This window comes from Flavobacterium nackdongense, assembly GCF_004355225.1.
In the GTDB taxonomy this organism is placed as follows: Bacteria; Bacteroidota; Bacteroidia; order Flavobacteriales; family Flavobacteriaceae; genus Flavobacterium; species Flavobacterium nackdongense.
In genome coordinates this window covers 573,885-595,014 of record NZ_CP037933.1, presented here as the reverse complement: position 1 = coordinate 595,014, position 21,130 = coordinate 573,885, and the positions used below count along the sequence as shown (strand labels likewise).

19 protein-coding genes are annotated in these 21,130 nt (G+C 35.5%); 15 read left to right on the top strand and 4 right to left on the bottom strand.

Annotated features, from left to right (window positions below):
* Positions 1–41 precede the first annotated feature (41 nt).
* The 8 genes from E1750_RS02365 to E1750_RS02330 all read left to right on the top strand — a co-directional run bounded on the left by E1750_RS02365 (position 42) and on the right by E1750_RS02330 (position 9,148).
* The gene (locus E1750_RS02365) at positions 42–656 is read left to right on the top strand and encodes an outer membrane beta-barrel protein (RefSeq protein WP_133275223.1); all 615 of its coding nucleotides are present in this window, start codon (positions 42–44) and stop codon (positions 654–656) included.
* 169 nt (positions 657–825) lie between these two features.
* On the top strand, positions 826–1,989 hold the full coding sequence (locus E1750_RS02360; protein ID WP_133275222.1) for a BamA/TamA family outer membrane protein: 1,164 nt from the start codon (positions 826–828) through the stop codon (positions 1,987–1,989).
* Between the two features lie 75 nt (positions 1,990–2,064).
* Positions 2,065–2,988 (top strand): transporter, encoded by a 924-nt coding sequence (locus E1750_RS02355; RefSeq protein ID WP_133275221.1) that lies wholly within the window; start codon positions 2,065–2,067, stop codon positions 2,986–2,988.
* A gap of 32 nt (positions 2,989–3,020) precedes the next feature.
* Complete coding sequence (locus tag E1750_RS02350) at positions 3,021–3,554, top strand: DUF4251 domain-containing protein (protein WP_133275220.1); 534 nt, start codon at positions 3,021–3,023, stop codon at positions 3,552–3,554.
* 87 nt (positions 3,555–3,641) lie between these two features.
* Positions 3,642–5,879: a tetratricopeptide repeat protein gene (locus E1750_RS02345; protein WP_133275219.1), complete on the top strand. Its 2,238-nt coding sequence runs from the start codon at positions 3,642–3,644 to the stop codon at positions 5,877–5,879.
* Between the two features lie 410 nt (positions 5,880–6,289).
* Positions 6,290–7,081 (top strand): hypothetical protein, encoded by a 792-nt coding sequence (locus E1750_RS02340; protein WP_133275218.1) that lies wholly within the window; start codon positions 6,290–6,292, stop codon positions 7,079–7,081.
* Positions 7,082–7,105: 24 nt separating this feature from the next.
* Complete coding sequence (locus E1750_RS02335; RefSeq protein ID WP_133275217.1) at positions 7,106–7,750, top strand: DUF4136 domain-containing protein; 645 nt, start codon at positions 7,106–7,108, stop codon at positions 7,748–7,750.
* Positions 7,751–7,897: 147 nt separating this feature from the next.
* Positions 7,898–9,148, top strand: coding sequence for a BamA/TamA family outer membrane protein (locus E1750_RS02330; RefSeq protein ID WP_133275216.1), 1,251 nt, complete (start codon positions 7,898–7,900; stop codon positions 9,146–9,148).
* A 4-nt stretch (positions 9,149–9,152) separates the two neighbouring features.
* Here E1750_RS02330 and E1750_RS02325 read toward each other — a convergent pair whose 3' ends face one another.
* Entirely contained in the window at positions 9,153–9,896 is a 744-nt protein-coding gene (locus tag E1750_RS02325; RefSeq protein ID WP_227873942.1) for a lipid A phosphoethanolamine transferase, read from the bottom strand.
* Between the two features lie 154 nt (positions 9,897–10,050).
* Between E1750_RS02325 and E1750_RS02320 the strand changes: the two genes are divergently transcribed.
* The 5 genes from E1750_RS02320 (at position 10,051) to E1750_RS02300 (ending at position 14,126) form a co-directional block, all read left to right on the top strand.
* A complete protein-coding gene (locus E1750_RS02320) occupies positions 10,051–10,530 on the top strand; it encodes a hypothetical protein (RefSeq protein ID WP_133275215.1) in 480 nt (159 codons plus the stop codon).
* Between the two features lie 202 nt (positions 10,531–10,732).
* Positions 10,733–11,101 (top strand): META domain-containing protein, encoded by a 369-nt coding sequence (locus E1750_RS02315; RefSeq protein ID WP_227873941.1) that lies wholly within the window; start codon positions 10,733–10,735, stop codon positions 11,099–11,101.
* Positions 11,102–11,111: 10 nt separating this feature from the next.
* Positions 11,112–12,434 (top strand): amidohydrolase, encoded by a 1,323-nt coding sequence (locus E1750_RS02310; protein ID WP_227873940.1) that lies wholly within the window; start codon positions 11,112–11,114, stop codon positions 12,432–12,434.
* Positions 12,435–12,510: 76 nt separating this feature from the next.
* On the top strand, positions 12,511–13,599 hold the full coding sequence (locus tag E1750_RS02305) for a calcium:proton antiporter (RefSeq protein ID WP_133275213.1): 1,089 nt from the start codon (positions 12,511–12,513) through the stop codon (positions 13,597–13,599).
* Positions 13,600–13,748: 149 nt separating this feature from the next.
* Complete coding sequence (locus tag E1750_RS02300; protein WP_165697994.1) at positions 13,749–14,126, top strand: copper resistance protein NlpE; 378 nt, start codon at positions 13,749–13,751, stop codon at positions 14,124–14,126.
* An 83-nt stretch (positions 14,127–14,209) separates the two neighbouring features.
* Here E1750_RS02300 and E1750_RS02295 read toward each other — a convergent pair whose 3' ends face one another.
* Positions 14,210–16,033: a family 10 glycosylhydrolase gene (locus E1750_RS02295; protein WP_133275211.1), complete on the bottom strand. Its 1,824-nt coding sequence runs from the start codon at positions 16,031–16,033 to the stop codon at positions 14,210–14,212.
* Positions 16,034–16,715: 682 nt separating this feature from the next.
* Here E1750_RS02295 and E1750_RS02290 point away from each other — a divergent pair.
* The gene (locus E1750_RS02290) at positions 16,716–17,408 is read left to right on the top strand and encodes an ion channel (protein WP_133275210.1); all 693 of its coding nucleotides are present in this window, start codon (positions 16,716–16,718) and stop codon (positions 17,406–17,408) included.
* Positions 17,409–17,440: 32 nt separating this feature from the next.
* On the opposite strand, the gene E1750_RS02285 is transcribed toward E1750_RS02290, so the two are convergent.
* A complete protein-coding gene (locus E1750_RS02285) occupies positions 17,441–19,111 on the bottom strand; it encodes a SulP family inorganic anion transporter (protein WP_133275209.1) in 1,671 nt (556 codons plus the stop codon).
* A 10-nt stretch (positions 19,112–19,121) separates the two neighbouring features.
* Positions 19,122–20,078 carry a polyphosphate kinase 2 family protein gene (locus tag E1750_RS02280; RefSeq protein WP_133275208.1) on the bottom strand — a complete coding sequence of 319 codons (957 nt, stop codon included), beginning with the start codon at positions 20,076–20,078 and terminating at the stop codon, positions 19,122–19,124.
* A 188-nt stretch (positions 20,079–20,266) separates the two neighbouring features.
* Between E1750_RS02280 and E1750_RS02275 the strand changes: the two genes are divergently transcribed.
* Positions 20,267–21,007 carry a ZIP family metal transporter gene (locus tag E1750_RS02275; RefSeq protein WP_133275207.1) on the top strand — a complete coding sequence of 247 codons (741 nt, stop codon included), beginning with the start codon at positions 20,267–20,269 and terminating at the stop codon, positions 21,005–21,007.
* Positions 21,008–21,130: the final 123 nt, after the last annotated feature.

Genomic DNA, 21,130 nt, shown 5'->3' with positions numbered 1-21,130 from the left:
ATTACAAGTTTAAAATAATACTAATTAAATAAAAAAAAACGATGAAAAAATTATTACTTGTTGCGGGAATCTTTTTGTTGGCAGTAGGTGCAAAAGCTCAAAATCAAGGTGATGTAGGTGTTAACTTATATGGAGGCTACACTTTTGATGATGAAATATCAGACAACCTATATTCTCTAAAATTTAAGGGAGCATTTCAATATGGGATTGGTACGGAATTTTATATCCGACCATCAAAATCTATCGAATTGAAATACCTTAGAATGGACAGCGATGCGATTTTCAAGAAATATGTACCATTAGACTCTCGTCAAGGTAACGCAGGTATCAACTACATTTTAATTGGTGGTAACAATTATTTTCAAACTGGAAATCCAAGTGTTAAACCGTTCTTAGGTTTGGATTTGGGTGTGGGTTGGTTAAATGGGGATACTGGATCACACACTGGTTTTGCTTGGGACTTCAAAGCGGGTGTTAAAATTAAAACATCTGACTCTACTGCCTTGAAATTACAAGGGTATTTCCAAACTATTTGGGCTTCTTATGGAGGAGATTATGTTACTTATCCAGGATGGGGAACCTATTATTATCCTGAAAATTCATCTCTTTACCAATTTGGTTTAGGAGCAGCCTTTGAATTCGATTTCAAACACTAGAAACATTTTTTTATAAAAGTAAAGCTGTAGCATCTCTGGATCTGCAGCTTTTTTTTTGTATTTAATTCCTTTCGAAAACCATTTAAATTGATTATTTTTATAAGGCATTAGAGATGAAGTTTATTTTATCTTGATATTTATTATTTTACAATTAAATAGCACCCTGCAAATGAATTTTAAAATAGATCATTATTTTCATTTCAAAAACTTTTTGGCCTTTCTACTTGTACTTATTTGCATTTCTTTGAGAAGCTATGGGCAGCACAAAGTTTCGTTTAGGGACTCGCTCGATCATAAGATTGATTTGAGTGATTGGGTTATCAGTTCCAAAGGGTTTATTCCCATACCATACCTCATAACCGAACCGGCGTTGGGTGGCATCGGAGGTGCTTTGGTTCCTGTTTTTATTCAGCAAAACACCCCTTATTCAGACACCATTCGTGGCCAATTGGTTAAAACCCGAGCAAAACCTAATCTTCTTGCGCTTGGTGCGGCCTATACCGCTAATGGCACTTGGTTTGTTGGTGGAGGTACCGCTGGAACTATCAAAAAATGGAGGGCCAATTACAGGCTTTTTGGAGGATATGCCAATGTGAATATGAATTTCTACCGCAACTTAACCAACGGTACGGAAGCATCTGTTGAACTCAATATAAAAACAGTTCCTCTATACGGGCAATTTACAAAACAAATTGGGAAAAGTGCTTGGTCAGCAGGTTTGGATTATTTGTTTTTGAATACTACAATCAGCAATCCTGACCCTTTGTTTCATTCTGTAAAAGAAACCAATAGCATTGTAAGTAAATTGGGTTTAATAGTGGATTATGATAAAAGGGATAATGTTTTTACCCCAGACAAAGGCTTCCGATGGAATACAAGTTTTTCAGGTTCAGATGAAATTATTGGAAGCGATTATGGCTTTACCAAGCTTGCAACATCAGCCTTTTCGTATGTTCCTGTTTCCAAACAATTAATCGCAGGTTTTAGAGCTGAATACCAACAAATATGGGGCAGTGCACCTTTTTATTTAAAACCTTATCTTGTGCTCAGAGGGATTCCGATTATGAGATATCAAGGCGATGTCACCGCGCTAGCTGAAACAGAATGGAGATGGGATGTTACCACCCGACATAGTTTAGTGGGTTTTGGTGGTGCAGGTAAAGCTCTTTCTAATACTGAATCGTTTCAAGAATCCACTTGGCGGGTTTCCGGAGGTGCAGGATATAGGTATTTATTGGCCAGAAAACTCAAACTTCGCGCAGGAATTGATGTGGCACGGGGACCAGAAGATTGGGCGTATTATGTTGTTTTTGGAACCAATTGGGTGAAATAAATAAAAATTGATTTTTGGTTAAATAGAATCGACTAAAAAAATGTGTTCTTATAGTAACTAATGAATTATAGCAAGATGAATCATCAAATAAAGAAGTATAAATTATTCATTTACAACAGTATTTCCGCGCTAATTATTTTGTTTACTAGTACTGTCAAAGGACAAGATTTAGAGCCAAGGGCGTATGCCAATTTACCCAAAGGAACTAATGTTTTAGCGCTTGGTTATGGCTATAATAAAGGCAATGTGCTGAGTGATCCGTCACTACCGATAAAAGATTTTAAAATAAATACCCAGATTTTCGCTATAAATTACATCCACAGTTTTAGTTTAGCCAATAAATTGGCCAGAGTACAAGTTTCGGTACCTATGGCGGATATGCAGGGAAAATTAATCCTTAATGGCGAGCAAGTGACCGGCTCAAGAACCGGATTTGCAGATATGCGTATTCGTTTCGGGGTGAATTTAACAGGTTCACCAGCTTTGGACAGAAAAAACTTTCTTCAATATCAGCAAAAGGCTATTTTTGGTGTGAGTTTAGTAACTTCAGTACCTATTGGGAAATATTATCCTGACAAAAAAATAAATTTAGGAGCGAACCGCTGGGGCTTTAAACCGGAAATAGGGATTTCGAAAAGATTCAAACACGTTTATGCTGAAGCGTATGTTGGAACTTGGTTCTACACCAATAATAATGATTATTTTAATGGTAATGAACTCAAACAAAAACCTACAATCAGTTTTCAAGCCCACGCCAGTTATTATTTCAAAAACCAAATGTGGGTGGGATTCAATACCAACTGGTATAAAGTAGGCGAGGTGTCAATTAATGGTGTTGATACAGACGAGACCCAAAAAGATTGGCGAGTTGGCGCCACGTTTTCGGTTCCAATTACTAAAACCCAAGCTTTACGATTGCAATATCATACGGGGATTTATGCAGATTTAGGGTTGAATTATGATTCACTCACCCTGGCGTATCAGTATGTTTTCTTTTAGAATCTAAGTTTAATTTAAATACAAACAGTTTTATGAGAACACAATTAAGACATTATAATCTAGCAATTTTTGTTCTAGTACTCACTATTTTTAGTGTAACCGATGTTTTTTGCCAAGAAAAAAGTAAAAAACAATTGAAGGAAGAACAGAAATTAGAAAAACAAAAACAAATCGCCCTTTTGGTGGAATCGAAAGAATTTGTTTTTACTGTCGAAAGGGTTATTCCTCAAGGCGGAAGAACATTTATGCCCACAACAGAATACAATATGGAATTTCATCCCGAATTAATCAATAGTTATTTGCCCTATGCGGGCAGGGCATTCAATGTAGGATATGGTGGAGATGAAGGTATGATTTTTGAAGGTCAACCATCGGTTTATACTGTTGAAAAAACAAAAAAAGCGTATCAAATTAAAGCTGAAGTCAAAGGAAAAAATGACACTTTTTCAATATTACTCACGGTATATTTTGAAGGAAATGCATATCTAAGCATCAATAGCAATAATAGATGTTCGATATCGTATGATGGTGAAATAGAAGCTTTTAAATCTAAAGATAAAAAGTAGAAAATGATTTAAATTGGCGATTCAAGTATTGTACTTTTTTTATTGAAACATCAAAAAAAATAGATACTTTTGTTTAAAAAGCATTTTATGTACAAAAAATCGCTACTACTGGTTCTTATTTCAGTTGTTTTGCTTGTTGTTTTCCGAGTTTTTATTGTCGATAGTTGCACTTCAAAATACATCAAATATTCCGATATTGAATCGCATTCTAAGGAATATGTAGGGGATCAATCTTGTAAAAATTGCCACGCAACTGAATTTAAAGATTGGAAACAATCGCACCATTATATGTCGATGTTGCCTCCAAATGATTCTACGGTAAAAGGGGATTTTAATAATATAAGTTTCACCGCGGACGGAGTTACTAGCCGTTTTTATAAAAAAGGCACAAAGTACTTTATCTACACCGAAGGCGATGATGGCAAAAATCACGATTTCGAAGTAAAATATATTTTTGGCTTTACTCCTTTGCAACAATATTTAGTTCAGTTTCCCGGAGGCCGTTTGCAAGTGCCTAGATTGAGTTATGATGTGATAAAAAAGAAGTGGTTCAATCAATATGCGGGACAAAATATTCCTTCGCACGACTGGTTGCATTGGACCGGAAATGCACAGAACTGGAATACGATGTGCGCCACCTGCCATTCGACCAATCTCAGAAAAAATTACAATATCAAGTCAGATACTTACAAAACGAGTTACTCCATCATCAATGTAAGTTGTGAGAGTTGTCATGGTGCCGGAAAACAGCATATCGATTTTATCAATGGCGACTATCAATCCGGTAGAAAAATTGCCGGAAGCTATATGAAATTAGCCAAAAACTCCAAACAATTAGAGGAAATAAATACCTGCGCACCTTGTCATGCTCGGATCTCTGAAATCAATGGCAAACATATTCCAAGTGCTGAAATTATGGATAATTATATCCCTCAAATTCCGGATACAGAATTTTATCACGCTGACGGTCAGGTGAATGATGAAGATTATATTTACACTTCCTTCCTGCAAAGTAAGATGTATCACAAAGGCGTGACCTGCAGTAGTTGTCATAATCCGCATTCGGTTAAATTGAAACGTCCCGGAAATCAGACTTGTACACTCTGTCATATTCCTTCGAAATATGATGTTCCCAAACATACTTTTCACAAGACTGGAACACCAGCAGCAGAATGCAAAAACTGTCACATGCCCGGCAAATTGTATATGGGAAATGATTTGCGCCACGATCACAGTTTTAGGGTGCCAAGACCTGATTTATCAGTAAAATATGGAACTCCAAACGCTTGCAGCAACTGTCACAAAGACAAATCCGAAAAAGTGCTAGCCGATGCGATTGTTAAATGGTATGGGCCAAAACGGAAATACCATTTTGCAGAGGATTTAATTCCCGGCAGCCGCTTGGATGCCAATAGTGAAAAGCATCTGACTAGCCTAATCAATAATAAGTTTGTTCCTAAAATTATCAAAGCAACGGCAACATTTTATTTAGGATCAATCCCGACTGAAACCAGTTTGAATACCCTCATTGCCAGACTTGCGAGTAAGGACGCTCAGAATCGATATCGTGCCCTTAGAAGTTTATCCTCATTTCCAGTTGAGAATTGGATGGAAGCTGTCGGACCATTGCTTTCGGATCAAGTGAGAGCGGTGCGCATTGCGGCAGCAGATTTATATATTTTGGTTCCTAGCGAGCAAATGAATGTCCAATACCAAAAAGCATTTGCAGCAGCACAAGCCGAGTTGGAGCAATCGTTGCGTTTTCAAACCGATTTTTCGACAGGGAATGTGATGCTGGCCGATTATTATTTGAAATTAAAAGAGTATTCAAATGCTGAAAAATTCTACCTGCGTGGGTTGAAAAAAGACAGCAATATGAATTATGCTTGGCTCAATTTATCCGCTACCTACAATGCACAAGGCAAAAACAAACAAGCTTTGCAAGCCCTCGAATCGGCCTTGAAAAATGATGTTACTAATGAACGTATTTATTACAATATGGCCTTATTGTATAATGAAATGAATAATATTCCAGCGGCCGAAAAATCATTTGCGAAAGCGGTTGAATTGAAATCGACCAATACAAGAGTGTATTACAACTACGGACTATTATTGAGTCAGAGCAAAAAATTTGCTGCAGCAGAAACTATTTTAAAGAAAGGAATTCAGATAAATCCTTCTGATGCCGAACTGTATTACGCATTGACTTATGTTTATTTGCAAACTAATGCTAAAGCAAAAGCGATTCAGACTGGAATTCAACTGAAGCAATTGGATCCGAACAATCCCAATTATCAGGAAATTTTCAGGAATCTGGGGATTTAGTTTCTTTTTGTGGTATTGAGAAGCATCGTTTATCAATTTTTATATAAAAAGAAATTGGGTTGAATTTCAATTTATGACTGTTATAAATGCAATAATAAAAGAGTAAATCTTATCATTTGATTCGTTTTTTTAGAAATATTTACCTTTTTTATCTAAAATTTGTTTTGTATCTTTACTTATTATTAAAATAAACTCGTTGGGTGAAATTATTAAATTTTTAGAAATAGTAAAATTGAAACGCATAGAATCATAGAAAAAAGAGTTGGATAGCCCAGTTCTTGGGTTCACATAGCTATGATTTACTAAAATCAAGCGAAGCGTCTTAATAAAATTAATAAAAAACTATGATTCTATGTGTTTAAAAAAATTAAATTGAATTACACCCAACGGGTTAAAATAAATAAAATCTTATGAAAAATTTTTACCCAAAAAGCTTTAGATTGCTATATTCTATCGTTTTGCTTTCAGCTTTTGGTTTGACAAATCTAAGAGCTCAATCAACGGATTCGGTATATAAACCTAGCCGTGAATTCAAAAACACGATTCGTTTCAACGTTACAAATCCATTAATTTTCGGTGGCAAATCATTGATTTTTGGATACGAGAGAATTTTAAAAAATAATCGTTCGTTCTCTGTTAACATTGGTCAGGCTGCCTTACCGAATTTCGAAAATGGATTTTCTGATGAATTTAGAAGTAATACCGTTTTATCTGAAGGTGGTTTTCATATTTCTGGAGATTATCGTTTTTATCTTGGTAAATTGAATAAGTATAGCGCTCCAAGAGGCGTTTATATTGGACCTTATTACTCTTACAACAGATTTAGTAAGGGACATGATTGGGAATATACAAAGGAAGGAACGACCACGCCTAAGGAATTTAATTCTGATTTGAGTCTTAAAATCCAGCAAATTGGTTTTGAATTAGGGTATCAATTTGTTTTTTGGAAACGTTTTTCCGTAGATTTGATACTTATTGGTCCTGGTATTGCTTCTTATAAAATCAAAGCGACCGCAGAAGGAAATTTGACGGATGAAGAACGTCAACAATTTTTTGACAAACTCAATCAGGCATTAAAAGATAAATTTCCTGGCTATAGTGGAACTGTAGGTGATGGTGATGGAGAATTTGAAAAAAGTGGGTATAGAAGTACCACGAGTTTCGGATATCGATATATGATCAACGTGGGTTATAGATTTTAAACAACAATTAAAAAACAAACAATTATGAAAATCAAATTATTTTTATCAGCATGCATCGTTGGCCTATTGGTAAGCTGCGGTCCATCGACGCAAATTGTAAAAACTTGGTCGGACCCTTCTTTAAATGGAGCCACTATAAAACCGTACAATAAAGTCTTAGTTATTGCGCAATTGAAAGACGATTCTTCTCGAAGAATTGCCGAAGATAAATTGGTGGCGTCTTCACCAAGAGGGAATTTTGTGGCATCCTATAATTACTTAAAACCGTCACAAAAAGATCAGAACCTAGTAGTAAGTGAATTATTGAAAGATGGCATCGAAGGAATTATTTTGATGCGTTTGACTGATATTGCTAAAACTACTGATTATGTTCAGGGATCGACTTATTATGGTGGTTGGGGATATGGTCCAGGTTTTTACGGAGGTTACGGTTACGGCTACGGAGGAGGTTATTATTCTACTCCTGGATACTATGAAGAAAACAAAACCTATTACGTTGAAACCAACATTTACGATGTAAAATCGAATAAATTATTGTGGTCTGGTACTACTTCTACCCTAAACCCAACGAAAGCTAACGAGGCATTAGATGAAATTATTTTAGCCCTTAAAACGGAATTAAACAATAAAGGTTTAATCAAAAAAGAAGCGGTAGAAAAGAAAAAATAGTTATTCTTTTAATTTTTTAAACAGATCAAGAAACAGATTATGAACTCCTGAACCGAGTTTATAATCTGTTTTTTGTTATCAAGACAATTTATGATTTGTTCATCTCAAAACGTGTATTTTTTTATTCTAATAGTGTAAATTTGCAAAATGAATAAACGATATCTTATTTGTTTTAGTCTTGCGCTTATTGTTTTAGTAAGTTTCAATATTTATGCGCAAAACACTGAAATTACTAAAAAAATATGCACCGTAAAATCGCTTCCGGATTTATTCAAAAAGAAAGATTCTGTATTGATTTTGAAACCACAAAAAAACAATTTCTTTCTGATCATTCCGGTCATTGGGTCGCAACCCGCTACTGGCTTTTCCTATGGTTTTGTCACTCAATATACTTTTAAAGGGAAAAGCGAAACCGACAAATACTCTTCTGTCAATCTCGGGGCAACCTACACCGAAAAGAAACAATTGCTGCTCAATTTCAAGAATAGTGTAATGCTGAAAAACAACAGTGTTTTCCTGAGTGGAGACTGGCGTTTTTATATTTTTTCGCAAGCAAATTACGGATTAGGCACTGATATTATACCACCAAGAAATAGGGATGCTGGTTTTGATTTAAATACTATTAAAGAACCCATGAATTACAATTATTTTAAGTTTCATCAGACGGTATCTTGGGAAGTCAAAAATAACTATTATGTAGGAGCAGGAGTTCATTTAGACTGGTACACCACCATAACCGATGAAAATTTAGATATTGCCAGCGGATACTTAACCAACCATTATAATTACAATTTAAAATATGGTTTTAATCAAAATGAATACGTCGTCAATGGGCTAAGTCTTAATTTATTATACGATTCGCGTGACAATCAAATCAACACTCATCACGGCATGTTTGCCAATGTTAATTATAGATTCAATCCTGCTTTTAACCAAAGTCAGGATGTAAGTTCGGTTTTATATGCTGAATATCGCTATTTTTTGCCTTTGAGTAAGCATAATGAACAACATGTTTTTAGTTTATGGGCTATGGGTCAATTTGTAACTTCAGGTAATGTTCCCTATTTGAATCTACCCTCGATTGGTTGGGATCAACGAAGTAGAAGTGGGAAAGGCTATGTGCAAGGCCTATTCCGAGGCCAAAAGCTGGTTTACTTCGAAACCGAATATCGATTTCCAATCAGCTGCAACCAACTTTTAAGCGGAACAGTATTCGCCAACTTAACCACTGCCAGCGATAAAGATAGGGAAGTGCGATTGTTTCAGTACACGCAGCCCGCCATAGGAGTAGGCTTGCGGATTTTGATCGATAAGGCTACACGAACAAACCTAGTAATGAATTACGCTTGGGGACGACATTCGGATGCCTTTTATTTGAATGCTGGCGAATCATTTTAAGGACTTAAAACAAAATCAACACGCCCAATTCAAATCCATAGTTATAGGATTTTGCACCTCCGTACCCCAAACTGGGATGAATATAAAACATCGAGTCTGAACTGAATTTTCGTCCAAATTCGACAAAAGCAGTATTTTGAAAACCATCGATGGTGTAATTATATCGAATAGCGGTATCGATTCCGAACCAATTTTTTCCAAAAAAATAAAGCAAAGTATTTTCAAAAACGGAAACATTGATATCGTTTCTATTTTGGTCTCCGGCAAAACTTAGTTGTTGTTCTACTGCCGAAAACCATAGGTATTTTTTATGATTCCCTAAATAATTACCCAAAATAAATGTTGGTGTAAATACCCATTTTCCAGTTCCAAAATTGAGATCAGAAGCTGAATTGGAAGTTATTTTTGCTCGGACTGCCATACCCATTTTGTTTTTTACATACGGAATATAAGAGGCTGCCACTGCCAAATCGCCCAAGCCAGTCTTGTTTACAGAAGGGGTATTTGTAGAAATTAAGGGGACATCAAAACGCAAAAGGAATGTCTTTTTTCCTATTGGGTACAATAATCTAAAGTTGGTCGTATTAAATGAACCCGCATCAGTGTCTAAATACTCATTGAATAAAATAACCGAATTTTTAAAAAAATTGAAACGAACTTCTGCCAACGGATTTGAATATTTTATAGTGTCCTGTGATTGTGCCGAAAATATTGTGCAGAAAACAAGTGCTAAAGTAAGTTTCATCATGATCTTCAATTTTTAGCTAGAATTAAATTCAATTAATAATGTAGTTAAATATAATTATAAAGACAAAATTGTAGTAAATTTGAGTCTAAATTAAAAAAATAATATTTAAATTTGAACTAAATTAACAAAATAGCAATTACAAAATTTAATTATTATGAAAAAAGTATTTTTAATCGTATTAGTAGCTCTTACCACAGGTGCGTTTGCACAATCCACTACTAAAGAAGATCTTGAGGTTATTCAAGGTATTTATGGCAAATCAAAAAAAGAATTAGCGGCTGCGTATATGGCGATTCCTGACGCTCAGGCTAGCGCCTTTTGGAAAGTGTATGATGAATTTGAAGTAGAGCGCAAAGCTTTAGGTAAAGTAAAAGTAGCAATTATTGAAGATTATGCTTCTAATTATGCTAATCTTACCAATGAAAGCGCAGACAAAATTGCAAAAGCTGCTTTGAAAAACAATATGGATTATGAAAAATTATTTGGAAAATTTTACGATAAATATAAAAAAGCTGTCGGTGCACTCACTGCTGCGAAAATGATACAGTTTGAAAATTATATGCAAACAGCAGTCCAATCAGAAATCCAAGATTCAATCCCATTTATCGGAGAAATGGAAGCGATTAAAAAATAAAATAAAAAGACTTTTCATGTAAAAGTGCAATGATTTTCATTGCACTTTTTTTTGGTATAAATTTTGAACTGCAACTATTTTGAAATTATTTTCTTAAATTAGACAAATATTAATTTTAATTTCTTCAGTTATGAAAAAATATTTTTTAGTTTTAACGGTTGCATTCCTAGCATTTGCTGGGTGTAAGTCAAATCAATCCGCTATGAAAAAAAATGCTGCTACACTCGAAGGGACTTGGCAATTGAATTATATTTCTGGTCCTAGAATCGCTTTCAACGGATTATATCCTGATAAAAAGCCAACTATTTCTTTCGATTTGAAAGAGAATAAGGTTTCCGGAAACAACAGCTGTAACCAATATTTTGGAACGCTAAAAGTCGACGGCAATAAAATCAACTTTAAGGATGCCAAAATGGGTATGACCATGATGGCTTGTCCGGGAAACGGGGAGCAAACCTATATGAAAACTTTAGAGCAAATCGATTCCTATTCCATATCCGACGATGGAAAAACATTGAATTTTATTATGGGAGATATTGCATTAATGCGTTTTGAAAAAACTAATAATTAATTATAGGAATATGAAAAGACCAATTTATTGTTTTATCTGTTTTATGGTATTCGGAACTGTTTTTTCGCAATCAGCTATTGATTTTGAAAAAATTAGCACCCTTTCAAATGCTGAAAATGACCGCTTGGTGTCCATCTTTAAAGATATTCACGAAAATCCTGAATTAGGTTTTACGGAGCTCAGAACTGCTGCGATCGTTGCTAAGGAGTTGAAAACTTTAGGTTATTCGGTTATGACCGGCATCGGTAAAACCGGAGTTGTTGGAATTCTTAAAAATGGGGAAGGACCCATTGTAATGTATCGAGCTGACATGGATTGCAATGCAGTGGCTGAAACTACTGGGTTGCCTTATGCTAGCAAAAAAACGGCCAAAAAAGAGGACGGTACGGTCGTACCTGTAATGCATGCTTGCGGTCACGATGCACATACCACTTGGATGCTTGGTATTGCTAAAAATATGATTTCACTTAAAAGCCAATGGACTGGCACCTTGATTATGATTGGTCAGCCCGCAGAAGAGCCAGGCGGTGGGGCAGAGGCAATGGAATCTGAAATGTACAAAAAAGGAGTTCCTGAACCAGATTTCTTGCTTGGAATGCATACTGCGCCATTACCGACAGGATTTTATTTGAATGAAGGAGGTCCGAGAATGGCGGGAGCGGAGCAATTTGATGTAACTTTTTTTGGAAAAGGTGGGCATGGGTCATCTCCACAAGAAGCCATTGACCCAATTGTTATGGCTGCCAATGCAATTTTGCAGTATCAAACCGTTATTAGTAGAAATACGGATCCGCAAACTCCTGCCGTTATTACGGTCGGTGCCGTTCAAGCAGGAATCGATAACAATGTGATACCCTCGTCGGCTACTCTAAAGGTAAATACACGATTTTTCAACAGTGCCGTTAGAGATTCATTAGTAAGTCATATCAAAAGGATAAATGATGGAATTGCCTTTGCAAATGGCTTGCCTAAATCCAAATACCCTACAATCGAATTTAAACAAAGAGTTTCTCCTTTGACCAATGATAAGGCAATGGTCAATAAAATAAATACTGCCCTTGAAAAATCCCTAGGTTCCGGAAAAAATTTTGTTGGGCTTCCTGCAGTGATGGGCTCTGAAGATTTTCAACATCTTGTTATTAATAATAAAAAAACAGTTTATGATTATTTACTGGTAGGTGTTGCCAGTGCAGAGGATACTGCCAAAGCGAAAAAAGAAGGCAAAATGTTCCCATACTTTAATCATAATGGTGATTTTAAAGTGGATTTAAAAGCTATTCCTTTTGGAACAATATTAGGAACAACAGCATTATTAGAATTATTTAGAAAATAGTTTAGATACCATATGTTACAATCGAAGTAACTGATTATTTATAAAAAAGGGTTTGAACTTGTAAATCAATACTATAATGAAGAGCAAAAATGTATCCTATATTCCAATTTGGAGTATCGTAGTGCCCATAATATCAGGTATAATTTATGCCGGAGCGGGGCATGATTTTGGAGGTTTTTATTTATTTGTACTGACTTTAAGTTTAATTTTTAGTGTATTAATAGCCGTGCATCATGCTGAAGTTGTGGCAGTGAGAATCGGAGAACCATTGGGGACTTTAGTGCTAGCTGTAGCTGTTACCACTATTGAAGTTGCTTTGATTATTTCATTGATGTTAGTCGGTGGGGATGATACCGCGTACTTAGCTAGAGATACCGTTTTTGCAGCTGAAATGATTATTATTAACGGAATTGTTGGCGCCTGCTTATTATTAGGCGGCATGAAATTCAGCGAACAAGTTTTTGGGTTGGAAGGAGTTAGTGCAGCATTAACGGTGTTGATTGCAATATTAGTATTGACGCTTATTTTGCCGAATTATACTACAAGTACAATCGGACCTTCCTACAGTGGTAGCCAATTGATTTTTGTCGGTATAATTTCTTTGATACTTTATGGTACTTTTTTGATAATGCAAACCGTGAAACATCGCGATTATTTTTTACAAGTCGATAATGATGTAAAGGAAGATAATTATGTTGTTCTACCTACTAATAAAGACACTTTCGTTAGTGCGATTGGATTAATTTTCAGTTTGATCTTAGTTGTTTTATTAGCCAAAAAATTGGCACCAAGTATGGAGGAGGGAATTGCATCTGTTGGTGCTCCAAAATCTTTGGCTGGGATCATTATTGCCATGGTTGTACTGTTGCCCGAAGCGATTTCTGCTTTAAAAGCCGCAAGTAAAAACAGACTTCAGTCCAGTTTAAACTTGGCGTTGGGTTCTGCATTGGCAAGTATAGGATTGACTATACCCGCTGTTGCATTTGTAGCTTTGTATTTTGACTTGCCTTTGACCTTGGGGATAGATACTAAATCTACAGTTTTGTTTTTTCTCTCTCTTTTTATTGTATCACTTTCACTTCGAACGGGTCGAACCACAATGATACAGGGAGTAGTTTTATTGGTAATTTTTGTGGTTTATCTATTTATAACAATAGTACCTTAATAGATTTTAATTCTAAAAATTAATATTTTTAAACAGTTATTTTAATTAGTATTCATCTTAAACAATTAAAAATGAACAACAAATTATCCATAATATTATTTTGCTCTCTACTTGCTTTTTCCTGTAAAAAGTCAGTTGAGCAGCCTAAAATGAAAACCGACACCATTGTAAAAGTCGAAAGTCAACCCATATCTGTATCCGACAATTCTCAAAATTCACTCGATTGGGCAGGATCGTACAAAGGAGTGATTCCGTGCGCAGATTGTGAAGGAATTGAGACAGAACTCATTTTAAACCCGGATTTGTCGTATGTGATGAAAACAAAATACATGGGCAAAGGTGATGGAAAAATCTTTGAAGAAAATGGAAGTTTTGTCTGGGATTCATCGGGAGGGTGGATTAGTTTGCAAGCAAGGAAAGGTGGCCCATCACACTACAAAGTAGGGGAGAACCAGTTGATTCAATTGGATATGGAGGGAAATCCAATAACAGGCGAATTAGCAAATAAGTATGTGTTAAGAAAATAAATGCTAGAACGCTACTATAATTAAAAAAGGGCTTGATTCAAATGATCAAACCCTTTTTACCTAACACAAAACTAAACAAAATTTTAATTTTTAATTATTTTAAAACTTTCACTCGTTCCATTTTCGAATCCTACTTTTGCGAAATAGATTCCAGAATTTAAATTCGAAGGCGAAATAACGATACTGGAATTAGTTGATGCTATGTTTTGCTCCCAAACTTGTTTTCCAGTGGCATCAAAAATTGAAATTCTAGCCATTTGAACTGCAGAGTTCTTCAAATTCAGATAAAATGAATCAACAAATGGATTGGGATAAGCCAAAAAATTTGGGCTTACAGGGGCATCAAATGATGAATTTCCAAGAGTGGTATTAAAATCTCCAGCTTCATTATTGTTTTTATCTAAAGACGATACAACGAAGTGTTTGGTGTCCATCATTTCTTGAGTAATCGCCAATTCATTTCCTACGACAATATCAACAATTTTCGACCCATCGTTCATATTGGTTATCGCTTCGGCCGCATTGGCAAAAGCATAAACCACATATTTTTCAGGTAAATCGTTATCATCGACAGCTGCTGCAGGAGTGTCCCACATAATTTTTAATGTTCCAAATCGGATATTGCTTGGTTTTTCAGGACAAAAATCATCTTTACCGGCAATGGGTGGAGCAAACGATTTGTATTTGAATTGTGCCCCATTTAGTGCCTCATTAATCGTTTTTGAATTGCTTTTGATGTTGGTATAACTATAGGCAATCTGTCCGAAGGTAGCATCCATATTTGCAACTCGGTTTTGGTTGACTTGATTTTGTATCTCAGTGGCAGCCCAATTATTAGAATCTACCATTTTATAATATGCTTGACTCACATAGAGTTGTTTGTTTTTTGCTTTAATTTGGTCGTTCCACCATTTTGATAAGGCTATGTAATCTTGGCCACCTGTGATTTTCCAATACAATTGTGGCGCTAGATAATCAACTTTTCCAGCATTCAGCCAAGCAATTGGATCACAATATAAATCATTGTAGGACGATTGACCACTAATACCCGCAGGGGTTCCCGATTTCCATATTCCGAAAGGGCTTACACCAAAAATAATATTCTTTTTATTGGCTGTATTTATGGTTTGAATCGCGTCGAACACCGAGGCAATCATTTTGTTTACATTGTCTCTACGCCAGTCAAAAAGTGTTAAACCTCCGGGATTATAAGCGGCATACGAAGCCGCATCTTGATTGCCTGGTGAAGCAATCATTCCTCCAGCTGGATAAAAATAATCGTCAAAATGTATCCCATCTACATTGTAACGAGTGGCAATATCTTGAACGATTGAAGTAATATAGGTAGTTACGGCTGGAATTCCTGGATCTAGAATTTTTAAATTGACATTTGTGGAAGAGGTAAATACCCAGCTTGGATTAGTATTAATAATATGATTTGATGCTTTTGGGTAAGTAGCAGTTGATGAAGTTTGCGCTCTATATGGATTCAACCAAGCGTGTAATTCTAAACCTCTATTATGTGCTTCTGTAACTGCAAATGCTAATGGGTCCCAGACCGGACTTGGTGCCAGTCCTTGAGTACCAGTGAGCCATTGCGACCATGGTTCTAGCAAAGAGGGATACAATGCATCACATTCTGATCGCACTTGCAAAAAAACCGTATTATAACCGTTTAATTTTAAGTTGTCAAGTATAGCAATTAATTCTGCTTGCTGAACAGCAGGGGATGCCGTTCTATTGGTTGGCCAATTTAAGTTAAAAACGGAGGCAACAAAAACACCTCTTAAATCTCGTTTTGGGGTACTTTTGTTGAATTCACTGCCTGTAACACATTGTGCAACACTGATTTTTATGTTCAAAACTGAAAATAAAACTAAGGCGAAAAAAACTACTTTTGATTTCATTGTAATAATTGGAATACGTATTTTTTATTTTTTAATAATTTGTTCGTTTGTGTTTTCCCATCAGGAAATTTCACTTCGCTTAGATAGGTTTTTTATATTAATTCTTCTGTTCCGATGGTTTCTTGATTCCGATAAGAATTCAAAGAGCTTGCGGTGGTTTCTTTTAAAACTATAGCCGATAACACTATAATTCGATTTTTACTTTTACTATTTGATTGAAATTCTGATTAATATTGGCACTATCTTCAGGTTTATTTTACAAAACTTCTTAAGTAAACCTATTTTCATACAATAATTTGTTATTTATTTTAATAAAAATGAAAGATATAGTTACAAATATAACATATATACCGTATTAAACAAATATTTTTTTTAAAAGAGTAAATATATAAAAAATATTTACCATTAAATTATATGATAATAAATTATTTTAAATACTGCAAAACCACCTTTGATTTTTTTGCAAGAAGTTAAAAAAGGAAGATGCCCAAAATGATGCAAAACCTAACTAGTTTATTTTTTGGAGTATTTAAAATGAGTAGGCTAGAAGCATCAAATAGATTGACTTTTTTGAGTATATTTGAGGTAGCATTAAATTTCAATTTTCGATCAAGGTATTTGTAATACTGAATAGCGCTCGAAATTTGTATATAGATGACATACTAAGTTAAAAAGTGTAACTATGATACCTTTAAAAAATGCTTTTTGGACCAGAAGGCCTTATCATTCCTTTCCTTTTGCCAATGCTTTTCTTCTATTTTTTACCTTCATTACTGTGTTCGTAATTCCCGTATTTCCCGGAAATAATTTGAACTTACTGTATTCTTTTTCATTATCCTTTGTTTTTATATTCGCGGTATTGGCCATAAAAAAAAACACAAAATCATTGATTAGAGTAATTATTTTTCTAAGCATAACAATTTGGGTTTCCTTTTTTAGCGAAATAGTACTTTTGAAGCAACTATTCAAAATTATAAATTTTTTATTTTTTATATTTCTTGTGTTAGGCCTGATAAAACAGGTTTCGTCAATTGCAACGGTCACGGCGAAAGTAATAGTCGATTCTATTTCAGGATATCTATTGTTGGGATTTGCTTTTAGTCTCATTGTCGCGATCGTTGCATCCACTGTTCCCGGGGCTTACAACGCAAATTTTTTTGAAAATCAAAAAATAGATACTTTAGAGCCGCTACATAACAATATCTATTATACTTTTATGACTTTTGCTACTACGGGTTATGGCGATATTGTGCCCACACATCCCATTTCAAAGTCGCTCGCGGTTTTGATCAGTGTGTCGGGGCAACTTTATATTGCCGTTATTATTTCGATGTTAGTGGGAAAATATGCTTCGTTTACAAAAAAGGAAAAGTAACTGCTACTATAAATAAGTATTCCCGAATCGTGTTATACGATTTTAGTAGTAGCTTCAATCACCAAATCATCAACCGAAACAAATCGACTAATGTGGCCCAAGATATCTTCTAAATCCTCAGAACGCAGAATATCCCGTACTTCAGAACGTGCTTCTGCAATTTTCAAAGAAATAGATTTTACCTTTAAGTCAATTACCAGTTGCTTTAAAAATCGAGCTCCAGAAATATCAATGTAAGGAGAGGAGTTAAGGTCTAGTATCACTGATTTTAAAGCAGTAGGTTCACTATTTATTTTTGCCCAAATTTGTTCCTTTATATTTTCGGCATTAAAGTATAAAATGGCCGATTCAATTCGAATGATAAGTATGCCCGGGATGATTTCATTATCGGGATGTCGTTCGATATCCGTATAGCGTTTGGTTCCCGGAATTCTTCCTAAAAATGCTACATTAGGTGTTGAAGCTGACTTAATTAACAACACCAAAGTCACAATTGCTGCAAGTAAAACCCCTTTAAGAATCCCAAATAGCAGTACCGCAACAAGAGCTATCACCGCAACAAAAAATTCTTTTTTATTGATTTTATACAAATGTTTAAATTCTTTGATATCCACAAGGCCTCTGATGGCAACTAAAACAATAGCGGCAAGAATAACTGTAGGTAAATTTTGCAGAAATCCAGTTAAAAATAATAGGCAAAATGCAATACTAACTGATGCGAAAACTAAGGCTAGCGGTGTTTTTGCTCCAGCATTATCGTTGACAGCCGATTGCGATAATCCTCCTGCTACAGGATATCCTTGACCCAAAGCTACTGCGGCGTTCGCCAGTCCAAGTGCTAATAATTCCTGTCGAGAGTCGATATAATATCCATTTTTTTGGGCTAATGCTCTTGCTGCCGAAACGCTTTCGATGTAAGATAATAGAAAACAAGCCAAAGCGAGTGGGAGTACACCATCGACATCACTTATGCGCAAAGAAGGCAATCGAAATTCCGGCAAACCACTTGGGATAGTGCCCACCGTTTTAAAGCCACTGCTACCTAATGAAGTAGCAGAAATGAGGACAATTGACACCACCACAATACCTAATGCTACAGGCTTGCTTGGAGCAATTTTCTCACCGATTAAGAGAAAAATGATAGCAATAATTCCAAATACCAACACGATAGTATTGGTCTCGTTTAGCTGTTGAAAAATAGTACTAATGCGGTCAAAAAAATTTTCGCCACCGCCTTTGATGCCCAATATTTTGGGGAATTGAGTCAAGCCAATAGTGATGGCAGCTCCGGCTTTGAAACCAACCAAAACAGTTTCGCTAATAAAATTAATAATGCCACTTAAACGCAACAGATAGGCAATAATTGCCATAATGGCGAATACTAATGCTGTTAGTGAGGCAATGTCTGCAAATCGTTGCAGATTACCATTGGCCATAGCACCAATGCTTGTGCCTATAAGTAATGAAATTGCGGAAGTTGGCCCAATAGCCAATTGTTTGCTTGTTCCAAAAAAGGCGTAGAATAGGCCTCCTATCAGATAGCCATAAATACCATATTCTGGGGGTAAGCCAGCAAGAGTTGCATAGGCCAAGGAAACAGGAATTCCGTAGGCTGCCAAAGTAATTCCTGCTATAGTATCACTTTTTAAAGTTTGGCCTGAATATGTTTTTATCCATTGTGCTATCGGAAAAATTTGAGGCATATATTTTTATTTAATCTTTTTCTTCCATTAGCGCTTTTCTAACGGCTTGCAATTCGGCAATTTTTTCCTCACTTACCGATGGATATTCTAAATCTAATTCGTCTAAAGCGGTGATAATGGCAGATGCAATTGCAATACGTGCATACGATTTATTATCCGCGGGGATGACATACCAAGGCGATTTTTCGGTCGAAGTATTTTTGATTAGCTCTTCGTAAGCGTGCATATAATCGTTCCAATAGCCTCGTTCTTTAGCATCGGCAGCACTAAATTTCCAGTTTTTATCAGGGTCATCAACGCGTTCTATAAATCGTTCTTTTTGTTCCTCTTTCGAAACGTTTAGAAAAAATTTAATCACTACTGTCCCGTTTCTATTCAGGTATTTTTCGAAATTGCGAATGTCCTGAAAACGGTCTTCCCAAATGTCTTTGGTAATCAATTTATCAGGTAGTTTTTGATTCCTTAATATTTGTTCGTGCACCCGAACCACTAATACTTCTTCATAATACGAACGATTAAAAATTCCGATGCGTCCTCGTTCGGGCAAATGTTTTTGACAACGCCATAAATAATCGTGGTCTAAGTCCTCGGAACTGGGTGCCTTAAATGACGACACTTGACAGCCTTGTGGATTTACGCCCGACATTACGTGTTTGATGGCTCCGTCCTTGCCTGCGGCATCCATAGCTTGGAAAATAATCAATAGCGACCATTTGTCTTGGGCATATAAAATGTCTTGCATCGCAGCCAAAGCATCGACTCCTATTTGCAAAGTTTCTTTGACTAATTCTTTCCCGTCTTCTCCTAATTTGAAACTGGCTTTGGTTTCGTAGTCTTTCAATCGAAAGTTATCCCCTTTGCCTACACAATATTGTTTAGAAAAATTTTTTGCCTTTTTTATCAATTCTTTTTTGCTTAAATTGCTTAAATTCCTAGCGTTTTCTTCAAAGTGGTCTGATTTTGCCATAATGTTTTGGGTTTAATAATGGTAAATTTAGTGAAAAATGGATTCAAAAAACGCTTTTATGTGTTGAAATAAGATTGTTTTCCAAGTTATTTTATTTCGGTATTGAATTACAACTGGGGTAATTACTTATACATAACTAATTTTAGTATGTTAAAATTAACTAAATTTGTTATACTAAAAAAACAAAAATGATAGAAGCATTTCTTTGGGGGTTACTCGCTACCTCTTCTTTACTAATAGGTGGGATTATTGCAGTTCGTTTTTCATTGAGTAATCGCTCTATTGGTATTGTGATGGGATTTGGCGCTGGAACCCTGATCTCAGCCATTTCTTACGAATTAATTTACGAAGCAGTTACCATGGGCAAAGGTACAGGATTCCCTGCCTTTGGTTTATTTGCTGGAGCTGCAACCTTTTTTTTCTCTGACAAATTTATTGGCAATTTTGGGGCAAGTAACCGAAATAAAGTAGGATCTGAGAAAAGTTCCAGTTTGGTAGTTCCGATGGTTTTGGCTATTATTCTGGATGGAATTCCAGAATCTATTGTAATTGGATTAGGAATATTTGAAGGAGGTAAAATTAGTCTAGCCATGCTGGTTGCTGTATTTATATCCAATCTACCCGAAGCTATTGCAGGATCCTCAGGAATGAAAGAAGGAGGTTGGGCCAAGAGTAAAATATTAATGCTTTGGTTATTTATTGCCTTGTTTTGTGCTTTTGCTACCGTTGCAGGTTTTTCTCTTTTTGGAGGAGCTTCAAACGAATGGCTATCTTTTATTCAAGCATTTGCTGGCGGTGCGATTTTGATGATGCTTGCCAATTCAATGATTCCCGAGGCCTATGAGCACGGCGGAAAATTAGCTGGGGTATTTACAGTACTTGGTTTTTTTGTTTCGGTTAGTATCGTGGTGCTTGAAAATTTGAATTAAATGGAGGTAAAATAATTTTTATGTAATAAATGAATAAACAACTTTCAAAAATGTAAAATTTTATTAAATTTACAAGAAATTATATTACAAAAAAGATAAAAGTACTATCATTTTAGATTTAAA

Coding starts and splice junctions, on each gene's coding strand:
- E1750_RS02360 (WP_133275222.1), top strand. CDS start 826: ATGAATTTTAAAATAGATCATTATTTTCATTTCAAAAACTTTTTGGCC.
- E1750_RS02345 (WP_133275219.1), top strand. CDS start 3,642: ATGTACAAAAAATCGCTACTACTGGTTCTTATTTCAGTTGTTTTGCTT.
- E1750_RS02325 (WP_227873942.1), bottom strand. CDS start 9,896: ATGATGAAACTTACTTTAGCACTTGTTTTCTGCACAATATTTTCGGCA.
- E1750_RS02305 (WP_133275213.1), top strand. CDS start 12,511: ATGAAGAGCAAAAATGTATCCTATATTCCAATTTGGAGTATCGTAGTG.
- E1750_RS02310 (WP_227873940.1), top strand. CDS start 11,112: ATGAAAAGACCAATTTATTGTTTTATCTGTTTTATGGTATTCGGAACT.
- E1750_RS02330 (WP_133275216.1), top strand. CDS start 7,898: ATGAATAAACGATATCTTATTTGTTTTAGTCTTGCGCTTATTGTTTTA.
- E1750_RS02275 (WP_133275207.1), top strand. CDS start 20,267: ATGATAGAAGCATTTCTTTGGGGGTTACTCGCTACCTCTTCTTTACTA.
- E1750_RS02350 (WP_133275220.1), top strand. CDS start 3,021: ATGAGAACACAATTAAGACATTATAATCTAGCAATTTTTGTTCTAGTA.
- E1750_RS02285 (WP_133275209.1), bottom strand. CDS start 19,111: ATGCCTCAAATTTTTCCGATAGCACAATGGATAAAAACATATTCAGGC.
- E1750_RS02335 (WP_133275217.1), top strand. CDS start 7,106: ATGAAAATCAAATTATTTTTATCAGCATGCATCGTTGGCCTATTGGTA.
- E1750_RS02295 (WP_133275211.1), bottom strand. CDS start 16,033: ATGAAATCAAAAGTAGTTTTTTTCGCCTTAGTTTTATTTTCAGTTTTG.
- E1750_RS02340 (WP_133275218.1), top strand. CDS start 6,290: ATGAAAAATTTTTACCCAAAAAGCTTTAGATTGCTATATTCTATCGTT.
- E1750_RS02315 (WP_227873941.1), top strand. CDS start 10,733: ATGAAAAAAAATGCTGCTACACTCGAAGGGACTTGGCAATTGAATTAT.
- E1750_RS02365 (WP_133275223.1), top strand. CDS start 42: ATGAAAAAATTATTACTTGTTGCGGGAATCTTTTTGTTGGCAGTAGGT.
- E1750_RS02320 (WP_133275215.1), top strand. CDS start 10,051: ATGAAAAAAGTATTTTTAATCGTATTAGTAGCTCTTACCACAGGTGCG.
- E1750_RS02290 (WP_133275210.1), top strand. CDS start 16,716: ATGATACCTTTAAAAAATGCTTTTTGGACCAGAAGGCCTTATCATTCC.
- E1750_RS02280 (WP_133275208.1), bottom strand. CDS start 20,078: ATGGCAAAATCAGACCACTTTGAAGAAAACGCTAGGAATTTAAGCAAT.
- E1750_RS02355 (WP_133275221.1), top strand. CDS start 2,065: ATGAATCATCAAATAAAGAAGTATAAATTATTCATTTACAACAGTATT.
- E1750_RS02300 (WP_165697994.1), top strand. CDS start 13,749: ATGAAAACCGACACCATTGTAAAAGTCGAAAGTCAACCCATATCTGTA.